The 26,263-nt window shown below is 38.5% G+C and carries 29 protein-coding genes, 2 tRNA genes and 1 riboswitch; of the genes, 18 read left to right on the forward strand and 13 right to left on the reverse strand.

Translation table 11 applies throughout. The features are described 5' to 3' along the window. Window positions 1-49: 49 nt before the first annotated feature. The 3 genes from QT16_RS13475 to QT16_RS13485 all read right to left on the reverse strand — a co-directional run bounded on the left by QT16_RS13475 (window position 50) and on the right by QT16_RS13485 (window position 3,755). Window positions 50-2,125: a S9 family peptidase gene (locus tag QT16_RS13475; RefSeq protein WP_004335005.1), complete on the reverse strand. Its 2,076-nt coding sequence runs from the start codon at window positions 2,123-2,125 to the stop codon at window positions 50-52. Window positions 2,126-2,262: 137 nt separating this feature from the next. Further along, window positions 2,263-2,826 carry a hypothetical protein gene (locus tag QT16_RS13480; RefSeq protein ID WP_004335009.1) on the reverse strand — a complete coding sequence of 188 codons (564 nt, stop codon included), beginning with the start codon at window positions 2,824-2,826 and terminating at the stop codon, window positions 2,263-2,265. A gap of 96 nt (window positions 2,827-2,922) precedes the next feature. After that, a riboswitch (cyclic di-GMP riboswitch) is annotated at window positions 2,923-3,010 on the reverse strand. Between the two features lie 88 nt (window positions 3,011-3,098). Next, window positions 3,099-3,755, reverse strand: a complete 657-nt coding sequence (locus tag QT16_RS13485; RefSeq protein WP_004335011.1) for a cytochrome b/b6 domain-containing protein — start codon at window positions 3,753-3,755, stop codon at window positions 3,099-3,101. Window positions 3,756-3,862: 107 nt separating this feature from the next. Here QT16_RS13485 and QT16_RS13490 point away from each other — a divergent pair, with 107 nt between their 5' ends. The 3 genes from QT16_RS13490 (at window position 3,863) to QT16_RS13500 (ending at window position 5,434) form a co-directional block, all read left to right on the forward strand. Next, window positions 3,863-4,567, forward strand: coding sequence for an AzlC family ABC transporter permease (locus tag QT16_RS13490; protein WP_033030968.1), 705 nt, complete (start codon window positions 3,863-3,865; stop codon window positions 4,565-4,567). Then, on the forward strand, window positions 4,564-4,863 hold the full coding sequence (locus QT16_RS13495) for an AzlD domain-containing protein (RefSeq protein WP_004335020.1): 300 nt from the start codon (window positions 4,564-4,566) through the stop codon (window positions 4,861-4,863). Before QT16_RS13490 ends, QT16_RS13495 begins: the two co-directional genes overlap by 4 nt. A 73-nt stretch (window positions 4,864-4,936) precedes the next feature. Next, a complete protein-coding gene (locus tag QT16_RS13500; protein WP_033030969.1) occupies window positions 4,937-5,434 on the forward strand; it encodes a glutathione peroxidase in 498 nt (165 codons plus the stop codon). A 118-nt stretch (window positions 5,435-5,552) separates the two neighbouring features. Here QT16_RS13500 and QT16_RS13505 read toward each other — a convergent pair whose 3' ends face one another. Further along, window positions 5,553-5,738 carry a PA3496 family putative envelope integrity protein gene (locus QT16_RS13505; RefSeq protein ID WP_007579801.1) on the reverse strand — a complete coding sequence of 62 codons (186 nt, stop codon included), beginning with the start codon at window positions 5,736-5,738 and terminating at the stop codon, window positions 5,553-5,555. A gap of 387 nt (window positions 5,739-6,125) precedes the next feature. Between QT16_RS13505 and QT16_RS13510 the strand changes: the two genes are divergently transcribed. Continuing rightward, window positions 6,126-6,920, forward strand: a complete 795-nt coding sequence (locus QT16_RS13510) for a YggN family protein (RefSeq protein ID WP_039488712.1) — start codon at window positions 6,126-6,128, stop codon at window positions 6,918-6,920. Window positions 6,921-7,157: 237 nt separating this feature from the next. Here the strand turns inward: QT16_RS13510 and QT16_RS13515 are convergent, their stop codons facing one another. Continuing rightward, entirely contained in the window at window positions 7,158-8,600 is a 1,443-nt protein-coding gene (locus tag QT16_RS13515; protein ID WP_039488713.1) for an aminotransferase-like domain-containing protein, read from the reverse strand. A gap of 103 nt (window positions 8,601-8,703) precedes the next feature. Here QT16_RS13515 and QT16_RS13520 point away from each other — a divergent pair, with 103 nt between their 5' ends. Continuing rightward, the gene (locus QT16_RS13520) at window positions 8,704-9,633 is read left to right on the forward strand and encodes a DMT family transporter (RefSeq protein ID WP_039488714.1); all 930 of its coding nucleotides are present in this window, start codon (window positions 8,704-8,706) and stop codon (window positions 9,631-9,633) included. Window positions 9,634-9,670: 37 nt separating this feature from the next. Here the strand turns inward: QT16_RS13520 and QT16_RS13525 are convergent, their stop codons facing one another. Then, on the reverse strand, window positions 9,671-10,540 hold the full coding sequence (locus tag QT16_RS13525) for a diacylglycerol/lipid kinase family protein (RefSeq protein ID WP_039488715.1): 870 nt from the start codon (window positions 10,538-10,540) through the stop codon (window positions 9,671-9,673). Between the two features lie 325 nt (window positions 10,541-10,865). Here QT16_RS13525 and QT16_RS20890 point away from each other — a divergent pair, with 325 nt between their 5' ends. The 4 genes from QT16_RS20890 (at window position 10,866) to QT16_RS13540 (ending at window position 12,256) form a co-directional block, all read left to right on the forward strand. Next, entirely contained in the window at window positions 10,866-11,006 is a 141-nt protein-coding gene (locus QT16_RS20890; RefSeq protein ID WP_164487637.1) for a hypothetical protein, read from the forward strand. A gap of 218 nt (window positions 11,007-11,224) precedes the next feature. Next, a tRNA-Ser gene (locus QT16_RS13530) sits at window positions 11,225-11,315 on the forward strand. A 51-nt stretch (window positions 11,316-11,366) separates the two neighbouring features. Next, window positions 11,367-11,459, forward strand: a tRNA-Ser gene (locus tag QT16_RS13535). A 308-nt stretch (window positions 11,460-11,767) separates the two neighbouring features. Further along, window positions 11,768-12,256 carry an RNA-binding protein gene (locus QT16_RS13540; RefSeq protein ID WP_024604723.1) on the forward strand — a complete coding sequence of 163 codons (489 nt, stop codon included), beginning with the start codon at window positions 11,768-11,770 and terminating at the stop codon, window positions 12,254-12,256. Here QT16_RS13540 and QT16_RS13545 read toward each other — a convergent pair. Both QT16_RS13545 and QT16_RS13550 read right to left on the reverse strand, forming a co-directional pair. Beyond that, entirely contained in the window at window positions 12,240-13,364 is a 1,125-nt protein-coding gene (locus tag QT16_RS13545) for an aminotransferase class V-fold PLP-dependent enzyme (protein WP_039488716.1), read from the reverse strand. The genes QT16_RS13540 and QT16_RS13545 overlap by 17 nt on opposite strands. 1 nt (window position 13,365) lies before the next feature. Next, window positions 13,366-14,535, reverse strand: coding sequence for a PrnB family protein (locus tag QT16_RS13550; RefSeq protein WP_039488717.1), 1,170 nt, complete (start codon window positions 14,533-14,535; stop codon window positions 13,366-13,368). A 136-nt stretch (window positions 14,536-14,671) separates the two neighbouring features. On the opposite strand from QT16_RS13550, the gene QT16_RS13555 reads away from it, so the two are divergent. The 4 genes from QT16_RS13555 (at window position 14,672) to QT16_RS13570 (ending at window position 20,444) form a co-directional block, all read left to right on the forward strand. Next, window positions 14,672-15,127 (forward strand): Lrp/AsnC family transcriptional regulator, encoded by a 456-nt coding sequence (locus QT16_RS13555; RefSeq protein ID WP_039488718.1) that lies wholly within the window; start codon window positions 14,672-14,674, stop codon window positions 15,125-15,127. A gap of 72 nt (window positions 15,128-15,199) precedes the next feature. Beyond that, the gene (locus QT16_RS13560; protein ID WP_039488719.1) at window positions 15,200-17,920 is read left to right on the forward strand and encodes an ATP-binding protein; all 2,721 of its coding nucleotides are present in this window, start codon (window positions 15,200-15,202) and stop codon (window positions 17,918-17,920) included. Beyond that, a complete protein-coding gene (locus tag QT16_RS13565; RefSeq protein WP_039488720.1) occupies window positions 17,910-19,298 on the forward strand; it encodes an alpha/beta hydrolase in 1,389 nt (462 codons plus the stop codon). Before QT16_RS13560 ends, QT16_RS13565 begins: the two co-directional genes overlap by 11 nt. 6 nt (window positions 19,299-19,304) lie before the next feature. Continuing rightward, window positions 19,305-20,444: a GNAT family N-acetyltransferase gene (locus tag QT16_RS13570; RefSeq protein WP_039488721.1), complete on the forward strand. Its 1,140-nt coding sequence runs from the start codon at window positions 19,305-19,307 to the stop codon at window positions 20,442-20,444. Here the strand turns inward: QT16_RS13570 and QT16_RS13575 are convergent. Further along, complete coding sequence (locus tag QT16_RS13575; RefSeq protein WP_039488722.1) at window positions 20,421-21,011, reverse strand: DUF938 domain-containing protein; 591 nt, start codon at window positions 21,009-21,011, stop codon at window positions 20,421-20,423. The two genes, QT16_RS13570 and QT16_RS13575, sit on opposite strands and share 24 nt — an antisense overlap. A 201-nt stretch (window positions 21,012-21,212) precedes the next feature. On the opposite strand from QT16_RS13575, the gene QT16_RS13580 reads away from it, so the two are divergent. The 5 genes from QT16_RS13580 (at window position 21,213) to QT16_RS13600 (ending at window position 24,308) form a co-directional block, all read left to right on the forward strand. After that, on the forward strand, window positions 21,213-21,398 hold the full coding sequence (locus QT16_RS13580; protein WP_024596419.1) for a hypothetical protein: 186 nt from the start codon (window positions 21,213-21,215) through the stop codon (window positions 21,396-21,398). Between the two features lie 101 nt (window positions 21,399-21,499). Continuing rightward, window positions 21,500-21,865: a hypothetical protein gene (locus QT16_RS13585; RefSeq protein WP_238719444.1), complete on the forward strand. Its 366-nt coding sequence runs from the start codon at window positions 21,500-21,502 to the stop codon at window positions 21,863-21,865. Between the two features lie 11 nt (window positions 21,866-21,876). Next, the gene (locus QT16_RS13590) at window positions 21,877-23,253 is read left to right on the forward strand and encodes a class II fumarate hydratase (RefSeq protein ID WP_039488723.1); all 1,377 of its coding nucleotides are present in this window, start codon (window positions 21,877-21,879) and stop codon (window positions 23,251-23,253) included. 109 nt (window positions 23,254-23,362) lie between these two features. Then, entirely contained in the window at window positions 23,363-23,896 is a 534-nt protein-coding gene (locus tag QT16_RS13595; RefSeq protein WP_039488724.1) for a hypothetical protein, read from the forward strand. Between the two features lie 10 nt (window positions 23,897-23,906). Further along, window positions 23,907-24,308, forward strand: coding sequence for a hypothetical protein (locus QT16_RS13600; protein ID WP_024597425.1), 402 nt, complete (start codon window positions 23,907-23,909; stop codon window positions 24,306-24,308). A 29-nt stretch (window positions 24,309-24,337) separates the two neighbouring features. Here QT16_RS13600 and QT16_RS13605 read toward each other — a convergent pair whose 3' ends face one another. The 4 genes from QT16_RS13605 to QT16_RS13620 form a co-directional block, all read right to left on the reverse strand. Continuing rightward, window positions 24,338-24,523, reverse strand: coding sequence for a hypothetical protein (locus tag QT16_RS13605; protein WP_039488725.1), 186 nt, complete (start codon window positions 24,521-24,523; stop codon window positions 24,338-24,340). Window positions 24,524-24,538: 15 nt separating this feature from the next. After that, on the reverse strand, window positions 24,539-24,859 hold the full coding sequence (locus QT16_RS13610) for a hypothetical protein (RefSeq protein WP_024597423.1): 321 nt from the start codon (window positions 24,857-24,859) through the stop codon (window positions 24,539-24,541). Beyond that, window positions 24,856-25,494: a DUF4178 domain-containing protein gene (locus tag QT16_RS13615; RefSeq protein ID WP_039488726.1), complete on the reverse strand. Its 639-nt coding sequence runs from the start codon at window positions 25,492-25,494 to the stop codon at window positions 24,856-24,858. The genes QT16_RS13610 and QT16_RS13615 overlap by 4 nt, the downstream gene beginning before the upstream one ends. Window positions 25,495-25,568: 74 nt before the next feature. Then, window positions 25,569-26,261, reverse strand: coding sequence for a PspA/IM30 family protein (locus QT16_RS13620; RefSeq protein ID WP_004335088.1), 693 nt, complete (start codon window positions 26,259-26,261; stop codon window positions 25,569-25,571). Between the last annotated feature and the right edge of the window lie 2 nt (window positions 26,262-26,263).

Consider the following 26,263-nt stretch of genomic DNA (forward strand, 5'->3'; position numbering starts at 1 on the left):
CATATATCAACTTCTATATATAGGATAATACAATTTTCCGATTTTGCAGTTAATTTAATAAAGCAATAAAAAAGGCCATTTCGAGTGCTTTTTCCTCTAAACTTTTAAAGCGACCTGATGCACCGCCGTGCCCTGCATCCATATCGGTTTTAAATACTAAAATATTACTATCAGTCTTAAGTTCACGCATTTTTGCAACCCACTTCATAGGCTCCCAATACTGCACTTGTGAGTCATGAAGACCGGTAGTAACGAGTATGTTCGGATAGTTTTGGGCGCGAATATTGTCATACGGCGAGTAAGCTTCAATTACATCATAAAACTGAGGCTCATTTGGATTACCCCATTCATCATATTCATTTGTTGTGAGCGGAATACTTTCATCAAGCATAGTGGTTAATACGTCTAAAAATGGTACATGACAGCCAACACCGCAATATAACTCTGGCGCTTGGTTTACAACCGCCCCCATTAATAAACCACCTGCACTGCCGCCTGAGGCAAACACCTTGCTGCTATCACAATAGCCTTGTGCAACAAGCGCTTTTGTCACATCAATAAAGTCACTAAAGCTATTTTGTTTATGCTCTTTTTTACCTTGTTCGTACCACTCGCGACCTAGCATTTCAGAGCCTCGAACATGTGCTATTACATAAACAAAACCACGATCGAGCAAGCTCAGCGATGAACTTGAAAAACTTGGATCAATCGTATAGCCATACGCACCATAGCCGTATTGAAATAACGGATTTGAGCCATCTTTTTTAAAGCTGTCTTTTCGATACACAACTGATACGGGTACTTTAACTCCGTCGCGAGCAGTTACCATTAATCGCTCAGACTGATAGTCATCGGCATTAAAACTACCGAGTACTTTTTGCTGTTTAAGTAGTGTTTTTTCGCCAGTTGCTAAATCAACATCATATAAAGAGCCTGGTGTTGTTAAACTTGAGTAATAAATACGCGCAGTGCGTGTGTCTGGCTCTGGGTTCATTGCTATTGCAGCATAATAACAAGGATCGGCAAACTCAAGTGCCATACGATCCCCTTGCCTATTAACAACTACAAATCGAGCTTGCCCTTGCTCGCGTTCACTCAATACTAAAAAGTCATTAAATAACTCGACACCTTCAAGCAGTACATTTTCTCTGTGAGCTGTATGCTCAAACCATTGTGTTTTATCAGCAATTGTTTCGTTTGTTGCCGTCATTAATCTAAAGTTTTTAGCTTGCCAGTTAGTCACAATATAAAATGTATCACCTAGCTTATCTACGTCAAACTCGTGGCCATCTTCACGCGGCATTAATGCTTTAAATTCGCCAGTGGGCTTATTAGCATCAAGCACCCATGTATCGTTGGTCTCTGTCGATGCCAAATCAATAATAATTAAGCTTTCATCGCGGCTTTTACCAAGTCCCATAAAAAAGCTGCTGTCTTGCTCTTCGTAGACCATTACGTCTTGGCTTTGCTCGCTGCCAAGCTCATGCCTAAATACTTGGTATCCTAATAGCGTTTTTAAATCTTTTTTTACATAAAAAACGGTTTTATTGTCGTTAGCCCAAACAACTTGTCCTTCTGTATTTTCAAGTACATCAGGTAGCATTTCACCGGTCGCTAAGCTTTTAAAGCGAACATTATAAATACGACGACCTTCAGTATCTTCAGAGTAAGCCATAAGCTGCTCGCATGGGCTTAGTGCGACCTCTCCTAGCTCAAAAAACTCAAATCCTTCAGCTAATACATTCACATCGAGTAAAAGCTCTTTATTATCGGCCTTTATGCTCGTACTTCTATAATGACGCGAGTATTCATCATCACCACGAACTTCTGAGTGATACCAGTATTTCCCGTCTTTAACGGGTACCGAATTATCATCTTTTACAATGCGTGCTTTTAACTCTTCAAAAAGTGTATTTTGTAGTGGCTTCATAGCAGCTAACTGTTCATCGCAGTACGCATTTTCAGCATGTAAATGCGCAAGTACTTGCTCATCCTGGCGATCGTCATCGCGCATCCAATAGTAATTATCGGTACGTATCTTATTATGAGTACTTAATGTATGGGCTTGCTGTTTAGCAATCGGGAAATTAGGTAATAAACTTAAAGAGAAGTCAGGACGAGACACAACAAAACCAATTAAAAAAATAATGTGATTTGCAGTTTATCATAAAAATAAAAAAGCCCATCCAATAGTTGGATGGGCTAAAACGGTAAACGCTTCATTACTAAAACCGCTATACCTTTGGGAAGATAATTTAAGCTTTATATTTGCTGCCAAGCCATAGCCCAGCTTTGCCCTACACCGGGTTCGAACATAGAATTATTATCGTCATTCGTGCGGCAAAACTCATTAAATGGCCAAGGCCTGCATTGATATACATGCCCAGTTTTTGGCTGCAATACCTTTGTACCCGCATTATAGTTTTCACAATTTTCAGGGTACACGTAATCATAAGTATCAAGGTTATTAACAACACGCTCATCGCATTTTGCAATACAATGAAAGTCGACGTGTGCTTTACATATACCACTGCTTTGCAAAGCAAAAATTTCATTATTTCTATAGGCTACAATTAAACCCTGTTCGGTCATTTTACCTGCGCTAACCAGAGGAACATGTACATTAATATGCTCGGCAACTAAACGTGGCCATGCGTGAGGCTCACCTTGCTCAAGCGAGGTGATCTTGTAATCAAATGATAAACTAACCAGCTCTCCTTGCATGTCGTAAAAGGTTACACTCACCACATCACCAATAAATAATTGGGTATGATGATTTAAGCAACCTATTGTTGACCACTTTCCACAGGCCAACGACGTATGCATAAACACGGCAACACCTTAAGAGTTACAAAATCTTATCCATACACTATGGATACACAAAAAATACACTGAGGGCAAGTGATACATAACAACACGTTATGCAGTAGTCCCGCTACCATAGCTTTTAAAAAGCCTTAGACCGGAAACTTTGCGTCCTAACCTTTCGGCTAGTTTGCCAGCAATGCGGCGATTATAATTCGACCCCGCATAACAATCAAACAAAAGAATGTAACCAAAAACAAAAACCAACCCTTTAAGATTGGTTTAATGTGTTTTTAACTAAATAAATAAGTTAAAGGCTCTTTCGCCCACGTAAATACCAGCAACACCAATAAAGATATAAATATTAACCACGCAGGCCAAGACGCTTTTGTTACTTTAGCCTCAGAGTCATCCGCTTTTAACTCTTTTGAGCCTGTGATCATCGCCTTAACTAGCGGTTTGCCTTTTATTCTATAAACAATAATAGCTAATACATGCAAGCCAATAGCATAAAGTAAAATGTCAAAATTCAGCTCATGTAGCCAATTGGCAAAATCAATCGTATCGCTAGACACATATTGAGCAAGCGGCCCGTCAGTTAAAATACCATCACTGCTCATTAAGCCACTTGCAAGTTGCGTTATGATTAATATAAAAAACACTATCACCATACAGCTACCGGGTGCTGAATGGCCTAACGAGTCGCTTGGTGTTTTTAGCGCCTTTAAAATAGCACTAGGAGAGTGCAGTAACCCACTTAATCTCGCGGTTTTGCTACCAATAACACCCCATATTAAACGTGTTACTATAAGTGCTAAAGTAAAAAAACCAGCGACAAAGTGAAGCTCAATCATGCCCTCTTCAATACTAAAATAAAGCACTGCAATACTTACAACCAAAAACCAATGAAAGCATCTAATAAACCCATCCCACACTTTTAACGTCGTCATTGTGCCTATCCTTAAAAAAACAGTATTATTTAATTTGTTAACTACTTTAACATCATAATATTAAGGTATCCTTATGAGCCATTCTACAAGCCGTGAGAGTAAATATCATGCAACCAGTTAAAAAAGCTATTTTAAAAGGCTTTTTAGATATGCTACCACTGTGTTTAGCCGTTGTTCCTTGGGGTATTTTATGCGGCTCTTTAGCGATTCAAAATGGTTTTAGCGCCTTTGAAACCCAAGCAATGTCGTTATTAGTCTTTGCAGGCTCTGCACAGCTTGTTGCGATTGAACTTATGGCGGGCAACACACCATTGCTCACAATTTTATTCACAACATTTATTATTAGCTCTCGGCACTTTTTATACGGTTTAGCTGTGCGTCATAAGGTGATTGATCAACCTATGCGTTGGCGCTTACCGGTGAGCTTTGTTTTAACCGACGAGCTGTTTGCGTTTTCTCATCATCGAAAAGCATACAGAACAAAAACACGCTTAATATACGCATTGAGCGCTGGTTTTAGCTTTTATATTGCATGGAATATTTGGACGTTAATTGGCATTGTAGCGGGCACAATGCTGCCCGACTTAACTAATTTAGGGCTCGACTTTGCGATTGCTGCCACGTTTATCGCATTGGTTATTCCGGGAATCAAAAATTTGGCCTCACTCGTTACGGTAATTGTAGCAGGCGTTAGCGCAACGCTTTTAAAAAGTACCGGATTTGAGTTATGGCTTGTTTGCTCAGCGCTGCTGGCAATGGCCGCAGGTTATAGCACAGCAAGGCTAACCGCTAAAAAGGAAGCAACGCCATGATGACAACTATTTTACTCATGGCGTGCATTACATTTTTTACGCGTTATTTATTTTTACACCGCGCTTTACCGTTTAAAGTAGGTCCTAAAATGCAGCAATTTTTAAGCTTTAGCGCACCTGCGGTGCTTACAGCAATTTGGGTGCCTATCGTGTTTTTGAATGAAGATGGCATTAACTTAAACTGGCAAAACCCTTATTTAAGCGCAGCGATAGTCGCCATCATTGTTGCCTATAAAACACATAATATTTATTACACAACGCTTGCCGGTATGGGGCTATTTCTGATTTTAAATTAGAGCGCTCTTTATACTTTATGAAATACTGTACTCAGGTTAAAATACCGATAACAATAATAAAAAAGACGCCAATATGCACAAATTCCATCAATTAAGCGCAACAAGCTTGCAGGGTCAACCTATTAACTTTAGTGATTTTGAAGGTAAGGTTGTGCTTATTGTTAATACCGCAAGTAAATGTGGATTTACCTACCAATACGAGTCGCTTCAAGCTTTGCATAATAAATATGCCAGCCAAGGTTTAGTTATTTTAGGGTTTCCGTGTAATCAATTTGGTCAGCAAGAACCCGGCGACGCTACACAAATAGAGCAAGGATGTTTAATTAATTTTGGTGTGAGTTTTTTAATGGCGGCCAAAGTAGATGTAAACGGTAAGCATGCTCACCCAGTCTTTCGTTATTTAAAATCGGCTTTACCTGGTTTTTTAACACGTAAAATAAAGTGGAATTTTACTAAATTTTTAATTGCCGCAGATGGCACGCCAATTAAACGTTATGCACCTTTTACTAAACCCGAAAAGCTAGAACTTACAATTCAAAAAGCTTTAGCACAGGCTAAAAGCACGCTTTAAAAAGTAATAAAGAGGCGCAAGGCCTCTTTATTGCCAATACTATTGAAACTTAAACATACACATAACTGCACATTTAAACTCTCAATATTAATTGGTATTTTATTTATACTAGTGAAATTTAATCGGTGTAATCGCTTAAATCGTCTTCGCCTAGATTTTTACGCAAGCGTTTTTGCTCAAGGTAGTCTTCCAACTTCTTTTTAACCTTTTGCTTGTTCTTATCGTGTTGATTACGGCCGAGCATTTCGTACTCGTCTTCAACAAAATCGTCATCTAGCGCATCGTAACTAAATGTCTTACCCACAACCCACTCCATAAAGTGTTTGAGACCAACCAAGGATTTTATTATCGCAATAGTCGGTAAAATTAAAATGTTTAACGTCAAAATGCTGTGCAAATTAACATCAAAATAAAGCCACGTGACTACTGTAAATAGTCTTCATGTCAGTAATGTGAATAAATAGCGCTAAATTTGAATTGAGGAAAGTGAGAGTTTTTTATCGTATCGATAAATAAAATTTATTAATTTTTATTAGTTAGCCAATTTGACTAAAAAATAGTTATTTATTAATTAATTTCATTTACTAAAAAACAAACAAAAACAGTTAAGCATATGTTTTATATTAAAAAATAAAAATGGCATCAAACTTGTTATTAATTAATCGTCATCAACAAAAAGTAGAGAAAAAACATGAAAAAATTACTATTAGTTAGCGCATTAATTTGTTCACCAGCCGCTATGGCTCATAACGATAACGATTCTGCAATTTCATTTAGTAATGATGAATGTAACGTCGAATTTAAAAATGATGTGCGCATTAAGCCAAACGAATTGGAAATTTTTACCGCCAACAATAAAACCATGCAGTTTAATACCTATGGTGACTTAACCGTAAATGGCGAACTTGTAGCGCTGAATAATTCGCAGCGCGACGCGCTAACCAAGTACTCTGATAGCTTACGCACTCAATTACCTGAAGTAGCTAATATAGCGCTTGAGGGTGTTAAAATTGCCGGAGTAGCATTAGAAGAAGTAGGCAATGCATTTAATATTGACGGTCTTGATAATATGTCTGAGCTTATGGATGACATTAAAATCGAAGTAGAAAACACATTTTACCAGCAAGGTACATTTGTGATGGGCCAACAAAGTTTTAATCAATTTGGCGAAAGCTTTGAACAACAATTTGAGCAGCAGATAGAAACAGCGGTTGAATCAGCAGTAATGCAATCAATGGGCAGTATTTTAGTGGCTTTAGGTTCTGAGTTACTTGGTTCAGGCGGCGATATGGATGCCTTTGAACAACGCATGGAAAATATGGGTGCACAAATAGAAGAAAAAGTAGAGCTACATGCAAGCGCACTTGAAGAACGTGCCAACTCTTTATGTGGAAACTTTGCTGATATTGCAAAACAAGAAGAGCAATTAGTAATGCAAGTGCCTGAGCTTGAAGGTTACCAGTTATTTAGCTTTAAACAAAATTAGTACAGCAAACGTTATTTAACATCCCTTTGGCAGCACTTAAGTTTACTTAAATGCTGCTTTTTTGTGTTTCGCAAACTTATACCAACCTGCATAAATCTTTGATCAATTTAACGAATTAAATTGCACTATAACGTCGTTAAAAATTTTTATTTAGAACAACTAGATACAAAAACTTTTGCCTAGTTCTAGCGTAATTTTCTTAACGTTAAATAGACCCCATATATAAGCAGATTGGTATTACTTTTTAGCTAATAAAGTAAGCTTACCCAATGTAACTATTGCTTGCTCAATTTGCGCGTTCCATTGCACACCATAACTTAATCTTACGCAGCTTTTATATTTATTAGAGGCCGAAAAAACAAGCCCAGGGGTAATACTAATACCAACCTCAAGCGCAAGTAAAAACAATGTTTGGCTATCGTACTCGCCACCTAAATCTAGCCACATAACGCAGCCTCCTTTTGGATCGCTTATACGTGTATTTTTTGGCATAGCTTGTTGTAAGCACCATCGCATACGCTCTTTGTTATCGCGCAGGCGTTGCCTAAGTACTTTTAAATTTCGGTCGTACTCGCCGCTGGCAATAAACTCAGATAACGTCCATTGGTTTATTAACGAAGCAGAGCAACTTAGTGCTCTTTTATATCGCCTTGCTTGCGTTGCAAATTTACCCGCAACTAACCAACCTACACGATAGCTCGGCGCTGCCGTTTTAGAAAAAGATGAGCAACTAATCACTAATCCTTTTTTAGAGTACGCTAAAGCAGGTGTGCCTCGTTTTGCCGTAAAATATAAATCGCCGTATACGTCATCTTCAATAAGCACTACGTCATGACTTTCAAGTAGCTCCACCAGCTGCTGTCTGTTTGTATCAGGCATAAAGCTGCCCACAGGGTTACTAATTGCAGTCGAGAATAAACACGCTTTTATGTCATGCTCATTTAAAGCGCGTTCCAAATCGCTTAACCAAATACCATTATCTGGGCACAGTGGTATTTCGAGCGCTTTAAGCCCTAGGCTTTCTATTAACTCGATAATCCCGTGATAGCAAGGCGTCTCAATGGCAACTACATCGCCTGGCTTTGTTACACACTTAAGTGCAATAGCCATGGCTTCTTGTGCACCATTGGTGATCACAAGCTCGTCCATATTTATACCAATGCCAAAATCTAAATAGCGATGCACCAATTGCTTTTTCAGCGGCACAAACCCATCTGTTGGTCCATAGTTAATAGCTTTACTGCCAGCTGTAGTCATTACTCGGCGCATATTTCTGGCCAGTGCTTTATCGGTAGGTGCAGCAGCAATTGGGTTAGCGATACCAAAAGGAACTACATTAGCTTGATGAATCGCACTGTATACCTGCTCTATTAAGGCTTGTTTATTTACCACAACAGGTTCGCGACTTAATTTAACTCGCTTAGGTAAATTATGCGCCATGCTAACGACTTTTAAAAAATACCCTGATTTTTCACGTGCCTCTACTAACCCCTGATCTTCAAGTGTTTGATAAGCTTGCTTCACTGTCGGAATACTAATGTTTAAGTTATCTGCCATTTTACGCAGTGATGGAAGTTTTTCGCCAGGGAGTAAAACCTGCTGGGCGCTCATATCTCTGATCAACTGAATAACTTGCTGATATAGAAACTCATGCCCCTGGCTATTTTTTTGTCTTATCATCACGCACCCAAATCTGTATAGGTTACATTTTTACTTTTCTGTATATGGTAAGTATACAGATAGGTCTTAAAATAGCCATTCAATCGGGCTTTGGAGAGTAACCATGAAAAGTGCAGCGCTATACATTACAACCGTTTTAATTTGGGGTTCTACTTGGTTAGCCATCGAATTTCAGCTAGGTGATATTGCGGTAGAGCTATCGTTATTTTATCGCTTTGCTATTGCAGCACTTTTAATGTGGTTATATGTAGCGTACAAAAAACCGGATATGCGCTTTTCATTAATCGATCATGGCTTTTTTGCTTTGTTGGCTATTTGTAATTTTGCCTTAAATTACTTGATGCTTTACTGGGCACAAAATTACTTAACCTCCGCTATGACCTCTATCGCCTTTTCACTGTTGCTGGTTATGAACATAGTTAACACTCGACTATTTTTTGGTAAGCCTATCTCAAAACGAATTTATACCGGTGCCGCACTCGCTGTATTAGGTATTACGTGTCTGTTTTGGCCACAGTTACAGCAGTTCGACTTAAGTAACGGTGCATTGGTCGGGTTACTACTTGCCCTTGGTGGCACCTTTGTGGCTTCATTGGGCAACATGGTAAGCGTTCGTAATTCTCGTAAGCAAATTGGCGTATTGCAGGGCAATGCATGGGGCATGTTATATAGTGCTATAGGCTTAGCTTTATATGTATTAATGAACGATGTGCAATTTAGTTTAAACGCCCCAACTAGCTACTGGTTATCATTACTTTATTTATCAATATTTGGCACAGTAATCGCTTTTGGTTGTTACTTTGCACTACTAAAAAATATAGGCCCTGAAAAAGCCAGCTACGTTATTGTTTTATTCCCATTAGTGGCAGTAACACTGAGTAGCTTTTTTGAAGGCTTTGAATGGCACGCAAATACCTTTGCAGGGTTTAGCTTAGTGCTATTAGGTAACGCCATTGTGCTTACCCCAACAAAACGAATTAACGCCTTTTTAGCTAATAGAGCAATAGCTAAAAGTGGCTCCGTCCCCAGTTAGACGCGTTATTAACGCAACTAACGCAAAAGCGCCTACTTTACTGTAGGCGCTTTTTTATTGGCATATGAAAAAGTAAGGCTTGTCCATGCACACTAACAACTGCAGGAGTTTTACCTACCAGTTCACCATCTGCTTCAATCAATAACCCTTCAGTTTTTATGGAAGCTGTATTTAAGCGACTGTAGTTAAGGTTTTTTATATACTCATGGCGCTTAAAAAATAACTTAATAAAGCTTATTACATTATAAAAAAGCCCACCCGATCGCATTTGATAACACTCAAGCTGACCATCAATTAAATCCGCTTTTGGCGCTATTTTTAGCCCGCCACCAAAGTACTTATGATTAGCAAATACAGTAATTAAATTTTGATACTGCCGAGCATCGTTATTAAACGTACCTTGTAACTGCTGAGCTTGATAATAAAATAGCTCTTTGATACTCGTCCAACTGTAATCAAAAGATGAAAAATTAGCTTTATCGTTAATAGTTTTAATCACATGAGCATCAAATCCTACCCCTGCAATATTAATAAAATAGCGGCTATTAATTTTCCCTATATCAATGGCTGTCGGTGTATTAAATAATGCCTTTCGCCAATCATCTTCTTTGCAATTAAACCCTCTGGAGAAATCGTTACCTGTACCGCAAGGTAATAATGCTAACGAACAACTGCTCCCTATTAGCGCATTAACCGCCAAGTTCAATGTCCCATCACCACCTAGTGCAACTACTTTGGTAAATTTACTCAGCAACAACCTTATTTGAGCGCAGTCATCGTCAAAGCTTCCCGTTGTAGTAAATATACAATAAGAAAAGCTGCGTTTTTTACAGATATTTTTAAGCCATGCCAATGATTTTTGGCTCTGCTTTTTGATACTTGGTTTAATAATTATAAGTAGTGACAAGCTTTTGTTTCCAGCAATGTATTTTAGAGTGAGATAACAAACGTTTAATTAAATTTTTTTAATCTGAATAAATAATCAAAAAACATTGTATAAAATGCATAAAAATAAATTAAAAAACCAAAAACCCCAACATCAAAGGGGTTAAAACCAACCGTCATATAAATAGCTATGCAAAAACAGTAATGCAACTTACTGAATCGCATATTAATAAAATCAATTCAGATTAGTTTAACTAATCCCTCAGGCTCAATTTTTATCGTTGTATTTTTAATCAAACAACGTGCAAAATGCACGCGATTTCAACAGATACAACCGGAGCAAAATAATGAAACCAATTAATACATTAAATCAAACAGCAGTAGCGCAAGTAGCCGTTAAACCAACTAACCGTAAAGCAAGAATGTTAGCTAAACTTAACACGATTGGTAAAAGACTAGCACTTAGCGGTGCAGCTCAATATAAATAATCACCCAACCATGATTATTTTTCGGTGCAGCGAACACTCAACCACTAAATGAAGTCACTTATTTAGCTCCCATTGTTTGCTGCAACCTATTTATTTTATTAAAAATTGCCTTAATTTCCCCTTATTTACAAAAAAAACCTCATTTACGTATGTTTTTTAGGCAAACAGTCATTTTGCTATTTACACAGCGGTATCACCTAAGTATTATTCTGCGTCACGGAGAGATGGCAGAGTGGTCGAATGCACCGGTCTTGAAAACCGGCATGGGTTTATAGCCCATCTAGGGTTCAAATCCCTATCTCTCCACCATATTTTAATTGGTGGCTTTTTTTACTCCATCAATACAACCGGTTATGCGTTGGAGAGGTGTCCGAGTGGCCGAAGGAGCTCCCCTGCTAAGGGAGTATAGAGTTTGTAGCTCTATCGAGGGTTCGAATCCCTCCCTCTCCACCATACTTAATTTAAACCACTTAATTGTGGTTTTTTTGTGCCTAAAATTTAACACCGATACTAAATTGGGAGAGTGAGAACCCTCGACAGGGTTCGACAAAATGTCTGGAACATTTTAGGCCGCTGCAAGCGTCGCGTAGCGATTGATTACATGGATGTAAGCAAGTCTATCCCTCCCTCTGGACCATACTTAATTTAAACCACTTAATTGTGGTTTTTTTGTGCCTAAAATTTATAAAAATTAAACAAATTGTGCCTAGTAATAACTTAGGGCATTATTAACACAACTTTAGCCACTTTTAGGTTTAGCTATGATCCGGTTCATATTGCTATCATTTTGCGCGGCAGCACCATTTTTTACCTTGGCACAAAATACAACAGTGTATAAGTGTGTAATTAAGGGCGTTCCTACTTTTAGCCAAACGCCTTGCGCTAAAGATGCACAAGTTATTACTCTAAAAGATATAAATGTAATTGAAGCATATAAAAGCTCTACGCCCGGTAAAGGTATAACCGATACCTCTGTTGATGACTACTTAGAGGTTCAACAAATAGAGCGTGAAATAAAGCGCCTTGAGCTATCTATTGAACAAAGCCAAAAAGAATACGCAGCTAAAAAACAACAAATAGATTATATGACCCAAGATAAGGCCAATCGTTTAGGCGCTTCGTCTATTGCTGATGCTATCGCAACTAAAACAAATTCATTAAAACAAGCCTACGACGCATCAATTAGTCAAACGCAGCAAAAAATAGAGTCATTAAAGCAAAGAAAGCAGCAGCTTAGCCAAAACCCTTAAGCGCTCGTTTTACTATAGAAATAAACTGCGCAACGTCTTCTTGAGTATTATAAACATGTGGCGATACTCGTATTCCAAATTTGCGAGCATCTACACTGACTTTCGCTTTATTAAGCTCTGTAAGTACATGGTCTTGCTGCTTGTTAAAAAACAAAATAACAGTCCCGCTACATTTATCACCACTCATAGATGATGCAACATATTCAGCTAGTTGCTCATGAATAAGCGTAAGCATCGCTAAGTTATGCACCCTTACCTTGTGAGCTGTTAGCTCTGCAAAGTAGGTAATACTATTTGCGGCAATAATATAAGGCGCTACAGAAGGGGTGCCACCCCAAAACTTGAGCGCACTGGCGTTATATTCAAAGTGGTTAATATCGAACTCAAATGGATTTTGATGCGAAAACCAACCCACATCTTTAGGCTCACAATACTCTATTTGATTTTTGTTAACCCATAAATAAGCTGCACCTGGGCCACCACATAACCATTTAACGCTCGAGCCAATCATAAAGTCCGCATCGAGCACGCTTAAATCAAGCGGTATAACACCCGCTGACTGAGCAACATCAACTACTGATAAACTATTGGTTAATTTACTTATAGCTACAATATCGTACACAGGCGCCTGTACACCTGTATTTGAATACACATGACTTATAAAAACTAAATCGATATCACAAGTTATATAACGCTGCCAAACACTAATATCAGTTAGGTTTTCGTGCTCAGGTATAAATATGATTTGCGCGCACTTTGGCAACGCTTTTTGCATTACAAAACCCATGCTCGGAAAATCACTTTGCGCCATAAGCACTTTACAATTTTTTTGCTGTAATCGAGGGTGCGACATAAGCAACTTTGTTAAGCCGCTTGATAAATTAACCTGAGGACAAAACTGCGAACTAGGCGCATTAAATAACTTACTAAGCGCGGTAGTAAATTGCTCAACTGCGGGCAGCCATTGTTGCCAAGGTTCTTTATTTGAGCTCTCCCACGGTAAAAAGTAGTGCTGTGCTAAATATTGCTGCGTATTTTTAAGAGGACGCCCTACCGAGTGGTTTAGTAAATAACAGCCATCAGCCATACAAAAATCATTTTTAAGCATGCTATTTAACCCATTCTTTAAGTGTGTTTAGATCGTCAAAACGTGTTTTTATATCGTCGCGTTTGGCACTGGCTCGCCTATCTCTTAATTTTTCGAGCGAATCAAGTAACACATTAAGCGGCGGACCACTTGCTGTTACCTTGCTCATATGCTGCTGTTGCATATTTTTTGAGGGTTGAACAATAAACTTTTCAACCAGTTGATTATGATGACCGACTGCGGTGTCGCCATGTAATTTACACACTTGAATAAATAACGTTGCGTGGCTTTTAAACCAATCTGTATTTTTATATTGCTCTGCTTGTAAAAAGTCATCCATAAAGCTTTGCATACGCATGGCTTCTCGCAGGATTTGTTGATCCTCCGGCATCATATATAAAAATTTATCCACCAGCATTTGCGAGTAACTAGGCTCATTTGCACTACACAGCCCTAACAGCATATCAATCACGTTAATACCTGCAAAGTCACCAGCATTTGCCCCTCTGTAAACCTCTTTACCTACACGGTACGGTTTATAATAAGGGCGAACGCAGTTAAAAAAGCGATCTGTATCGAGCTCAGAATAAAGTGCATTGTTTGACTCAATTACATCTATAAGCGCTTGTTTAGCTACTTTTAATAACTCACCACACAAGGGATGTGAAATACCTAACGGCAATATTTTTAATAAAGCATCACTTGCACGTTTATAGGCCAAAATGCCTTGAGTGTTATAATCAAGAAACAGCTTTTCATCAGGTAAATTAGTAAATCGTTTATAAATACCGTTAAGTGCTTTGTTATGAGTAGTTAAGTGGGCGGTAGCAAAACGAGGGGTTACGCCAATGGATGCGCCTATATGCATAGCAAGCGCTGAGGCTTCTATTAGCGGTGAAGTGGTTTCTCTGCTTGGCTCAGTAATTTCATGGCGCCTGCACGCTGCCATAAATAATCCTACGTTACCGAGTAAGTCAAAAGCGCTATCAAAGCCTTGATCTGTGTTTCCCTCGGCTAATAAATTGCTAATTAATACGTTGCCTTCCTTTTCTAATTGTTGCTTTAAGGCCTCACCTATTCCTTCTACATTTGCTTTATCGGTTTGCTGCCAATAAAGCTGCTCTAATTCACTATTTAAAGTGACAAACTCTGTTCGTATCCAGTGATCGAAAATAGCGGTATGTGTGTTCATTGCTGCGCTCTATTATTTTTATAGTTAAATGCTAACAGAGTTCAATTAGAGTAAAGCGCCAAAAAAATTAGTAAAAACTGCAATACTTAGCAATAATCACTACAAATATAAAAATAATTAATAAAAGCCGACAACTATGTTAGATAAAAAAGATCAGCAATTACTCATTGCACTGCAAAGCCAAGCTCGTATGTCGGTTTCAGATTTGGCCAGCAGTATTAACCTATCGGATACGCCTTGTTTAAGGCGTATAAAAAAGTTAGAGCAAGAAAACATTATTACCGGCTACCACGCCGCCATAAATCCCAAAGCACTTAATCTTAATGTATTGGTATATGCGTTTGTACGATTAAGCCAAAACTCGGTCAGTGCTGCAGAGCAATTTGAGCAACATGTAGAAAAATTACCACATGTATTAGAGTGTTGTGTAATATCAGGAAGCTATGATTATTTACTAAAAATCATTGCACATGATCTTGAGAGCTACGAAACGTTTGTGAAACATCAACTAGGTGGCTTAAGTTGTATTGCAAATATAGAGTCAACAGTCGTGTTAAAGCAGTCATTTAGCAAAAAACAGTTACCATTATAAAAATAACCAAAATAACTTACTGTTAGCTATACTGATATTTCAAAACGACAATAATAATTGCTTGGACCTTATGTGAAAAATTTTAACTCTAAAAATCATTCCATTATTTTTTACATCATATTTGCTTTAGCATATTTTTTAGTCGGCATAGCACTCACTAAACTTGCTTTTAACTCGCAAATCATTCCAATTTGGTTACCTGCCGGCATAGCTCTAGTCGGTTGTTATATTTGGTGGTGGCGCTTTATCCCGCCTTTATTTGTAGCTGCAATTGCCTTTAACCTTAATATTTTTGACAGTTCAGCTCATGAACTAGTCTTGGTCGGTAACTCATTTAACGAGGCTATGTATATCGCCTTTGGTGTTGTTATACAGGCAATGGTCGGCGCAGCTCTTTTAAAGTATTGGCTTGGGCACCCGCTGCGCTTTAAAAAGCGCAAGAATATAATTTATTTTATCCTTGTTATAGCAATATTGGTCAGCTTAATTTCGGCTAACTTTGGCGTATTTGCCCTAAGCCAATTCAACTCGGTTTACAGTGTTGATAATCATTGGAAGAATGTTACTTACTGGTGGCTTGGTGATACATTAGGAGTATTAATTGCGACTCCGCTTTTACTTTCTTTATTACCACAAAAGTCTAATCAACATAATATATCGGCGTTTCCAACAATTGCAGTATGCTCTATTTTATTTTTATCAGTCGCGGTAACAACGCAGTTATACGATCAAGAAAATCGTATAAACACTATTAAAATTGCTGAACGTGAAGTCCACGTTATAGAAAACAGCCTTTATAGATATACAAATCGTAGTATTATTGCAGTGCAGAGCCTAGCAAGTCAGGTACAGTCATCTCCCATGCTAAGCCAGCAAGATTTTTATTCTTATGCTAGCCAGTTACTAACTCAGCACGCATTTATTAACGCCTTATCGTGGAACGCAAAAATACCTCAAGATCAACGCGACGTCTTTGCCCAAGAAATATCAAACATTTATCATTTAGATATTGATGTAGTTGGCGAACCTCTTGAAAGTAGCGATCCCCTTGTGATAGTAAAATACATAGCTCCTTTTAATGGTAATCAAAAAGCTATTGGCTTTAATGTATTTTCAAACCCTGATCGAAAAAACTCTCTGCTTAACCCCGCTATAAAGTACATGCCAGTAGGAACTAAAATAATTCAGTTGGTGCAAACCAAACAACCTAAACCAGCCTATTTATTATTTGCCCCTGTGTACTCCCAGCATAGTGATGATAAAACAATTAAAGGCTATGCCACTGGTGTGTTTTTAGTGCGTAGTATTATTGAGCAGGCAATTTCTAAAGAACAGTCTGATATGTTTTCGATTGGTATATACGAAGATACAAACACTCCGCCGTTTTATAGTAATTACTCTCAAAATGTTCAGCAAGCGAAAGGCAGCCGCTTAATGTCGTTTGATGTGGACTTTGCAGGGCAAAAATGGATTGTAAAACTAGCCCTTAAAGAAAGCTTTTTAACACAACATAATAGTCAACTAACTTTATTATTACTCATACTTCAAGTTGCCGTATGTTCTTTAATTTTAATGGTTTTACTGCTGTTTAATCAGCAACAAATAGCGCTTACACGTCAAGTTGCAGAGCGTACACACTCACTCGCACAAGCAAAGAAGCAATCCGATTTAGCTAATCAGGCTAAAAGCCAATTTTTAGCGAATATGAGCCACGAAATACGCACACCATTAAACGCCGTTATTGGTTTTTCTTCACTTGCTAGAGAAACAGACAATGCAAGTACACTCATTGGCTATTTAGATAAAATAAACTCAGCATCTAAAAGCTTATTAAACTTAATTAATGACATTCTTGATATATCAAAAATAGAATCCCAAAAGTTAGTTATTGAATCTATTGCATTCGACTTAGGTGCTTTAATAACACGCATAAACAATATGTTTGAGCAAAGCGCCGTTAACAAAGGTATTAAATGGCAAGTTAACTCAAAGCTACCTTTAGATACTTGGTTTATTGGTGATCCTATGCGAATTGAGCAGATATTACTTAATTTATGTAGTAACGCGATTAAATTTACAAGTCAAGGCAGCGTTACTTTAAACATAGAAACAGAGTTTACTGCCGCCAATAAAGTACAGCTAGTTATAACCGTTAGTGATACCGGCATAGGTATAAAACCGAGCCAACATAAAAAATTATTTAACGCATTTACCCAAGCGGATAGTTCTACCTCAAGGCAGTTTGGTGGTACAGGCCTTGGCTTAACCATAGCGAAAGAGTTAAGCCAATTAATGGGGGCTGACATAACACTTAAAAGTGAAGTAAATAAAGGCTCTACTTTTACATTTTCAATGCGATTAGAAACAACAGAACCTAAAAAAGAACATGTTATTACATTTGATAATACTAATATTACTTCGCTAGATATTTTGGTCGCAGAAGACAACCCGGTAAATCAAATGGTTATTAAAGCGATGCTTGGCTCGTTAGGAATTGTGCCGTATATAGTAGAAAATGGCGAACTGGCCGTTGATATAGTTAAAAAGCAGCACTTTGACTTAGTGCTTATGGATTGCCAAATGCCTGTAATGGATGGCTATAGGGCAACGGCACTGATCCGCCAGTTTAAAACTGAACAAGAGCTCCCGATTATTGCTTTAACTGCCGACGTTATGCCAGAAGATAAAGCACATGCACAAGCAGTTGGATTTAACCAGCATCTTGCAAAACCGCTTGAACTCATTAAGCTAACCGAGTGTCTTGTCCAATATGCAGAAGTTAATGAACAATAGTGGTTTAATTTTAAGAATAGTTTTAAGAGTCGCTTTTGGTTTTGTTTTAAGTGTTTTTTCGCATATTGCTGTCGCTCAAAACTGTATATCGCAGGCGAGCGACCTTAAATTTATAACAAAAAGTAAGCAACAAGGCTTATTACGCTTTGAAAAAGAGCACGACCACCAGCACTTTAATTACCACGCCCTTTTACCATTTAACGATTACTTAGATTTTGCATATAAACATATAAATAAAACCAATCCACGTGCAGATATGCCATGCCCTGTTATTACACAAACGTATCAGCAATTAGTAACACAAGGTACGCGAAAACCTGACCCTACTATTGCAGATATTATTGCCCCTTTTGAGCTTACGCATCCAAACAGCAATAAAGTTGCACTACTAATTCACGGGCTAACTGACTCACCCTTTACGTATCACGATTTAGCACAAGTGTATTATCAACAAGGCTATACTGTGCGTACTATTTTATTACCAGGACATGGAAGCGCCGCAAGTGCATTACTCAATGTAGAGGTTAGCCAATGGCAACAGGCAATAAAATACGGTATTAAACGCTCGGTGCAAGACTTTGATGAGGTGATACTCGCAGGTTACTCTACCGGTGCAGCGTTACTTATTGATTACGCAACCAAGCACACTGTTTCACCCAAAATTAAAGCGCTTATGCTTTATTCGCCAGGCTCCGAGCCACATAATAAGTACGGCTGGATAGCAAAGTGGATTGATGCCATACCCTTTGTTAATTGGATAGATAAAGACGCCGATGTAGACTTTGCTAAGTATGAATCATTTCCTTTAAATGCAGCTGCCGCGTCGTACTATGCTATGTCACTTGCAAGCGTAAGTAGCTTAAACAAACGCTCTGCACTTAAATTACCTATTTTTAGTGTACTTAGCGATATTGATACCACGATAGATACGCGTGCCACGCTAAAATTATTAAGTGCATTACACAAAGATAATTCAGTAAAATATAAGCCGCTCGATACTTTAGTACTTTATGGAAGCACTGATATTTTACCGCCAGACTTTGCTAGTGACTACACAGTAAATAACCCGCAATGCACATCGCCTCAGTGTAAAAAAATTCATGGTATGTCGCATATTGCTATTATTAACTCACCGCAAAATCCACATTATGGAATTAACGCAACCTATCGTAATTGTGGCAGCTTTATTAACGACGAGCCCCTGTATAAAACATGTAAAACAACAAAAAATCCACAACTAGGAGAGCGTACAAGCGCCAACTTAAAACACTATCCGGCTTTACAACGCTTAACTTATAATCCTCATTTTACCGAGCTTAAAAAGCAAATTAGTACGTTTATTAAAAACGTAGAACAGCTTAGAACAACTACAAGGTAAGTAGTCATGGGAACGTTTTCGCACCAATGGTTTAGCAGTATTAATGAGATTGATCAGGCGCAGTGGCAACGTTTATTTGGTGATGAACCATTTACTCAACATGCTTTTTTATATGCCCTTGAGCAAAGCCAATGCGTAACACAAAAAAGCGGTTGGCAGCCCCATCACCTCGCTATTTTTGAAGATGATACGCTCATTGCGCTTGCACCTGGGTATTTAAAAAGTCATTCATACGGCGAGTACGTATTTGACTGGGCATGGGCTGAGGCATACGAAAAACACGGTTTAGAATATTATCCCAAGTGGCTATCTGGCATTCCCTTTAGCCCTATTGAAGGCAAGCGTATTGCTATCGAGCACGCTAACCCAAATGCGGTGTATCAGTACATTACAGAGCAACTTAGCTTACACAGTGCTGAGCAAGGATGGTCGGGTTGGCATGTTAATTTTTGCGACCAAGCCCAAGCAACATTATTAACTGAGCAACATGCCATGCTAAGAGTGGGTGTGCAATTTCAGTGGTTTAATAAAGGTTTTGAAACCTTTGACGATTTTTTGCAAATACTTAACTCACGAAAACGTAAGTCACTTAAAAAAGAGCGAGCTAAAATAGCGCAACAAAATATTGATATTGAATGGCTGCAAGGAACGCAAATTACGCCCGAGATAATGCAATTGTTTTGTGAGTTTTATCAGCGTACCTACTTAAAGCGATCTGGCCATTTGGGCTATTTAAATATGGAGTTTTTTACGCTTTTACATGCATTAATGGCTAATAACCTCGTTATTATGCTGGCCAAAAAAGACGACAACGTGATTGCTGCAACACTTAGTTTAGTAGGTGAGAATACGCTTTATGGGCGCTACTGGGGAGCAAGTGAGGAAGTAGATTCGCTTCACTTTGAATTATGTTATTACCAAGGTATTGAGTTTGCAATAAAGCATAAACTCAACTGTTTTCATTCGGGTGCACAAGGTGAGCACAAAATAGCACGCGGATTTGAACCCGTACTTACCTACTCTGCTCACCATATTGTTGATGGCGATTTCAGTAATGCAATAAGCGACTACTTAAAGCGTGAACGCGGCCATATTGATATATATAAAGAGCAATGTAGCTCATTACTGCCGTTTAAAAACGAGTAACTGATTATTTGCAGGCATGGCAGTATCGCTAATAAGCGTAAGCCCTGCTTGCTTAGCTAGTTGTTCAACTGCTTCAAAATCTCTTATTCCACTTAACGGATCGCGCTCTGTTAAAAAGGCACTAAAGTCATCATTACTTGGGCTGGTAAATTCACCTTGGTACTTAAATGGTCCGTAAATACACAACATACCGTCGCTATTTAAGTGACGCTTAACACCGTCAAAAAAACGTTCAACTAATTGCCAACTTACAATATGAAATGTGTTTGCAGTATAAATAGCGTCAACCTTATCTACAGGCCATTCATTATTTAAATCAAGCTCAAGTGGTGCATGTAAATTAGTTAAATTAGCTTCGCGGTGCCATAAATTAATCCCTTCGTGGTTTATAGCGCGATCACTTGTATGCCATTGTAAATGTGGTAATTGCTCTGCAAAAAACACACTATGCTGGCCGGTTCCTGATCCGACTTCGAGTACTGTTTTAGTATTTTTTAATACGTCCTTTAATTGCTCTAAAATAGGGGTTTTATTGTTTTCACAGGCTTGTGAAAATGGCTTTGTCATTACTGTGCACCAAAATTGTAGATTAATGCACAACAGTAAAGCAAATTTAGCTTATTTTGTCGTGATGAAAAAAAAGGTAATTTTTAAATACTATAACTATCATATGGTTGAGCTGGCTCATTATGGTTGGTACGTAATATGCTTTTATATTGTTAACCCACTAAAGGGTTTAACTTATATTAAATTTCAAAGGATAAAATTATGCATATACCCCCTTATACCGCTGTAGACGCGGCCATTGCTATAACCGAAAAAACCACCGACGATCATAGTTACGCCGTTGATATGAGAGCTACAGTAATCGATTTACTTTCGCACCCTAAACATAATCAACAGGCGATGAGCAAACATGAAACAGATCAGATATTTATTCTTGGCTACAATTAATACTCAAATTAGTATCGCAAATAATTTTTATAATAACTGTTTACACTGAAACCGATTAAATGTAATGATAACTATTATCGTTAACTTGAGTCGGTTTTTTTATGTCTTCAAATTATGCCCAGCATCGTTACCATCAAGAACTCTCTTGTCATTGCTTAAGACCTGGCATGCATGCACCCATGCTCGTTGCCGACTACATAGAAACCGCCCTTAACGTCGCCAAAAAATTTGAGCAACAACGTAATCCCTTGCTTCAAGAGTTTTATCTTAGGCGCACACACCATGAAATTATGAACAAAATGTGCGACCCTCTTATACATAATGCTATTCGTAAACAATGTTTAGAGCAGCTATACAAACCATTATTAGCATTAAAACGGTTTTATAAGGTGCATAACAATACTGCACAATTTTTAATACTTGAGCGTGAAGCTCGTATTCTTAGTCACGAATTCAACCCTTTTTAAGGAGCACACTTATGAGCAACTTTAGAACAGAATCAGACAGCATGGGCGAGCTACAAGTACCTACTGATGCGCTCTATCAGGCGCAAACACAACGAGCAGTTAATAACTTTGCCATTAGTGGCTTATCTATGCCAAAGCAATTTATCACTGCACTGGCTTATATAAAACAAGCTGCTGCGCAAAGTAACTGCGAGCTTGGCCATTTAAGTAAAGACAAAGCAAATGCTATTGAGCAAGCTTGTCAAAGTATTATTGATGGCGAGCATGTTGAGCATTTCCCCGTTGATATTTTTCAAACAGGTTCGGGCACAAGCTCAAATATGAATGCCAACGAAGTTATTGCAACGCTTGCTAGCCGATTAGGCAGTGAAAGCATTCACCCTAATGATGATGTAAACATGGGGCAAAGCTCTAACGATGTAGTCCCTACTGCTATCGCACTCAGTAGCGCAATAAATGTAGTGTATGAATTACTTCCTTCGCTTGAAAACTTATCTCAAAGCCTAGAAAAGAAAAAAGCTGAAGTAGGCCATATAGTTAAAACGGGCCGTACGCATTTAATGGATGCAATGCCTGTTACATTTGATCAAACACTAAGTGCATGGCAGTCACAAGTTAATCATGCCGCAGTAGGAATTAGACATAGCCTAGAGCGTGTATGCGAACTGGCACAAGGCGGTACAGCTGTTGGAACAGGAATAAATGCAGACCCTAAGTTTGCAGCCAAATTTGCAGAAAACCTGAGTGCCAATGTAGGCATTAGATTTACGCCTAGTAGTAACTTTTTTTATAACATCGGCTCACAAGACGCCATAGTAGCGCTTTCGGGGCAATTAAAAGTACTCGCTGTAGCACAAATGAAAATAGCGAACGACCTACGTTGGATGAACTCAGGGCCACTTGCGGGCTTAGGCGAAATAGAGCTAGAAGCACTTCAACCGGGCTCGTCTATTATGCCAGGTAAAGTAAACCCAGTAATACCAGAAGCCGCGGCCATGGTAAGCGCACAAGTAATCGGTAACGACGCGACCATTACAGTAGCAGGCCAAGCGGGTAATTTTGAGCTAAACGTTATGCTGCCAGTCATTGCTTATAATATTTTGCAAAGCATAGAATTACTTGCCAATAGCGCACAAGCATTGGGCGATAAAGCCATTGCCAGCTTTAAAGTAAATCAGCCTAATATAGATAAAGCACTCGCTAAAAATCCAATTTTAGTGACTGCGCTCAATCCGGTGATCGGTTATGAAAAAGCAGCAAAAATAGCAAAGCAGGCTTATAAGGAAGCCCGCCCTATTATTGATGTAGCCGAACAAGAAACCGATTTACCACGCAGTGAACTCGAAAAGCTACTTAATCCCACCAAACTAACGCAGGGTGGACTTTAATAAACGATATTTTTCACGGCTTTAATTACTTGATAATATAGTTTTTATTGCCGTAAAAAATGCACCGTGTATGATAGTGATGAATATTTCATCACTATCAAGGTTTTTTATGCGTACCCCATTATTGGCCATACTTTTACCACTGTGTTTAACTGCATGCTTAGATAAAACGCCAACTGAAACGCAGCAAGTAACAATAACCTCAGAAACTGAAGCGCCAAAGCAAGAGCTGCAAAAGCTAAAAGAAAACACTCAATTACAAGAAAATACTAAAAAGAACGTAGTTGCTGAAAAAATACCAAAAGCTGATTTAAAAAACGTTTCAATAGACGATATAAAAACAGCTAAAGCCGAATTAAATACGCTAATTACAGATAAGCAATGTGATACCAGCACTCAATGCAGAATAAGTGCCGTAGGCAGTCGCGCGTGTGGCGGGCCAAGCAGCTTTATTGTGTACTCAACAAAATCAGCGTCTGAAAAACAAGTAGCAGCCCTTAGCGATAAAATTACTAAGCTTGAAAGTAGTTATAATTCACAAAAAGGGATGATGAGCATTTGTCAGCATTTAACAACGCCAAGCACGCAGTGTGTTGAAAATAAATGTGTTAAACTTGAAGGCTCAGCGGTAAGTGCATTTTAAGGATAACGTTATGAGTTGTTTACCATCGGCAATTAAACTATCAATTTTAAGCATTGCTAGCAGCATTTTACTACTAAGTGGTTGTGCTAGTACTGTGACGTCAAATGAGCAAAGTAAAAACTTATCTGACTTAAACTATGATCTGAATAACATGGTGAGTAATAACAGCTGCACTGCAAGCTTTCAGTGCAAAGTACTTGAAGTGGGCGCCCGCGCATGTGGCGGACCGAGTAAGTATGCTGTTTATTCAACGCTGAACACATCTCAAGAAGAAGCAGAACAGCTTGCTCAACAAATAACAAAACAAGAAAAAATACAAAATAAAGCACAAGGCTTAACCGATTGTTCTCCTGTACTTGAAGTGCAATCGCTGTGTATTAATCACCAATGCCAGTCGTTTGATATAAAATAAAAACGGTCGCGTATAAGCTAATTTCAGCGTTAACCTAAATACGGAATTAACGCTGAAATTACAACAACCAGCACTACGCAAATACCCGCTTTTATAATGTACTTCATGGGCATTGCTTTAAGCACCCAATATGCATAAATAAAGCGTACAAAATAACTCGCCGCAGTACCAAACAACGCAAAAATAAGTAGATAAGCAATTAGAGTAATATTCATAATAATCTAGTGCAACTACTTAGTTTTTTTAGTGTGAGCAATTAGTAAGTCAGCTACTTGTTGTTTTACGGCTCGCTTATCATCACTTGGGACATCAAAGCGACTGGCTAGTTGCGCAATCTCATCATCATTTAAATTAAACGATAAACGTTGACGTGTTTTTTTAGATTTTACATCTAAGCCAAGTATTTTACGGATCATATCTGACGGCGTTAACTCTTGATCAATTGCCTGCTTTTTTATCAGCTTTTGAACTTCGCTGCTTAGATCAAATGCCATTTGTGTGGCACGTACAGCTTGTTCCTGACGCAACCACTTGTCTTTAGCATCACTCACTTAGCATCTCCAGGAAACAAGTCTATAATGTCTGACATTGGACGCATGAGCGTTAGCGATACTTCGGTTTCGCCGCCATCCCAAATTTCGATATTTAAACCAAAGCCTTCATTATCTGATGCTAAACAAATCATTTCGCATGGTTCACCACCTTCTTGCTCATAGCGAGGCAATGTTTGGTTGCGGTAATCTTTATTATGGAAATAACACACATAAGGCGACTCGCTTTGTTGATAACTTTTAGCTAAAAACTGCATAAAGCGCTCTGGTGTATTTTGCACTGTAATGTGGGTTAACGACTCTTCATCAAAAATACGCGCAAACTCATCAAGGCCAAATATCTCTTCAACTTCGTTGCGCTGAATTTTAATAGAGAAGTTAGCCCACTCTTCGCCGTCATCTTGCTCAATTTGTAAAAATACAACTTGCCCGCTATTTGTTTCGAGTACAAATTCAGTATCGCTACTGTGCTGATATTGGTAAGTCTGAATATCAGTAACACGTAGCGTTTCACCTTTTAACCATGACGGATAAGCAAATGAGTCGATAACACTAAACATGTCGCCCTTTTTAAGCTCGCTCGGATGATTAAGCTGACGCTCTGGCTCTTTTTTAGATTTGAAAAAATTAAACATAGAAAGGCTGCCCTCTAAGCAAAAAAGGTAACTGAGCAAAACTCGGTTACCTTTTTAAAGTATAAACGTAATGGTTAGCTATTTTGCTTCGCTTTGATGCGAGCTAAAATATCAGCACTTTTTGGACTTGTGTCGCCAATGCCTGCTTCAGCCATTTTTGCTTTTAAGTCATCGCCATTTACGTCTGACTCAAGTTGCTTTGCAGCACCTAGCTGGTCGCTACGATCTTGTTGACGCTGTTTAATGCGTTCAAGCGATTGACGAGCCGATGTCATAGACGAGCTGTTTGTATTAAGCGTGCTGTTAACAGCCATTGTTGCTTGCTGTACGCTTTCAGTGGTTTTAACCATTGTAAGCTGGCGCTGATTCTCTTTAATTGATTTTTCAGCATCTTTAACTTGCTGCTTAAGCGCAACAATATGGTTACTAAAGCCAGATAATACTTGCTCGTTTTCGGCTTTTTCAGCTTCAAAGTCACCAATTTTTTCTGCAATCTCTAATGCTAACGCTTCGTTGCCCTTTTCAAGCGCTTGGCCTGCATACGCTTCATGTTCAGCGATTGATGCATCTACAGCGCTAATTTTACGCTTAGTTTGCATTTCTTTGGCCATTACTTCAGTAAGGCTTTTTTTAGCACGGTGAAGTGCATTTTGCGCGTCTGCAATTTCTTGCTCAAAAATACGGATGCCATTTTTGTCTACAATTGCTTCGCCTGCTTCACGAGCGCCGCCACGTACTGCTGTAAATAATTTTTTTAAAATACTCATAA

The sequence above is a fragment of the Pseudoalteromonas distincta genome (assembly GCF_000814675.1).
Classification (GTDB): Bacteria; Pseudomonadota; Gammaproteobacteria; order Enterobacterales; family Alteromonadaceae; genus Pseudoalteromonas; species Pseudoalteromonas distincta.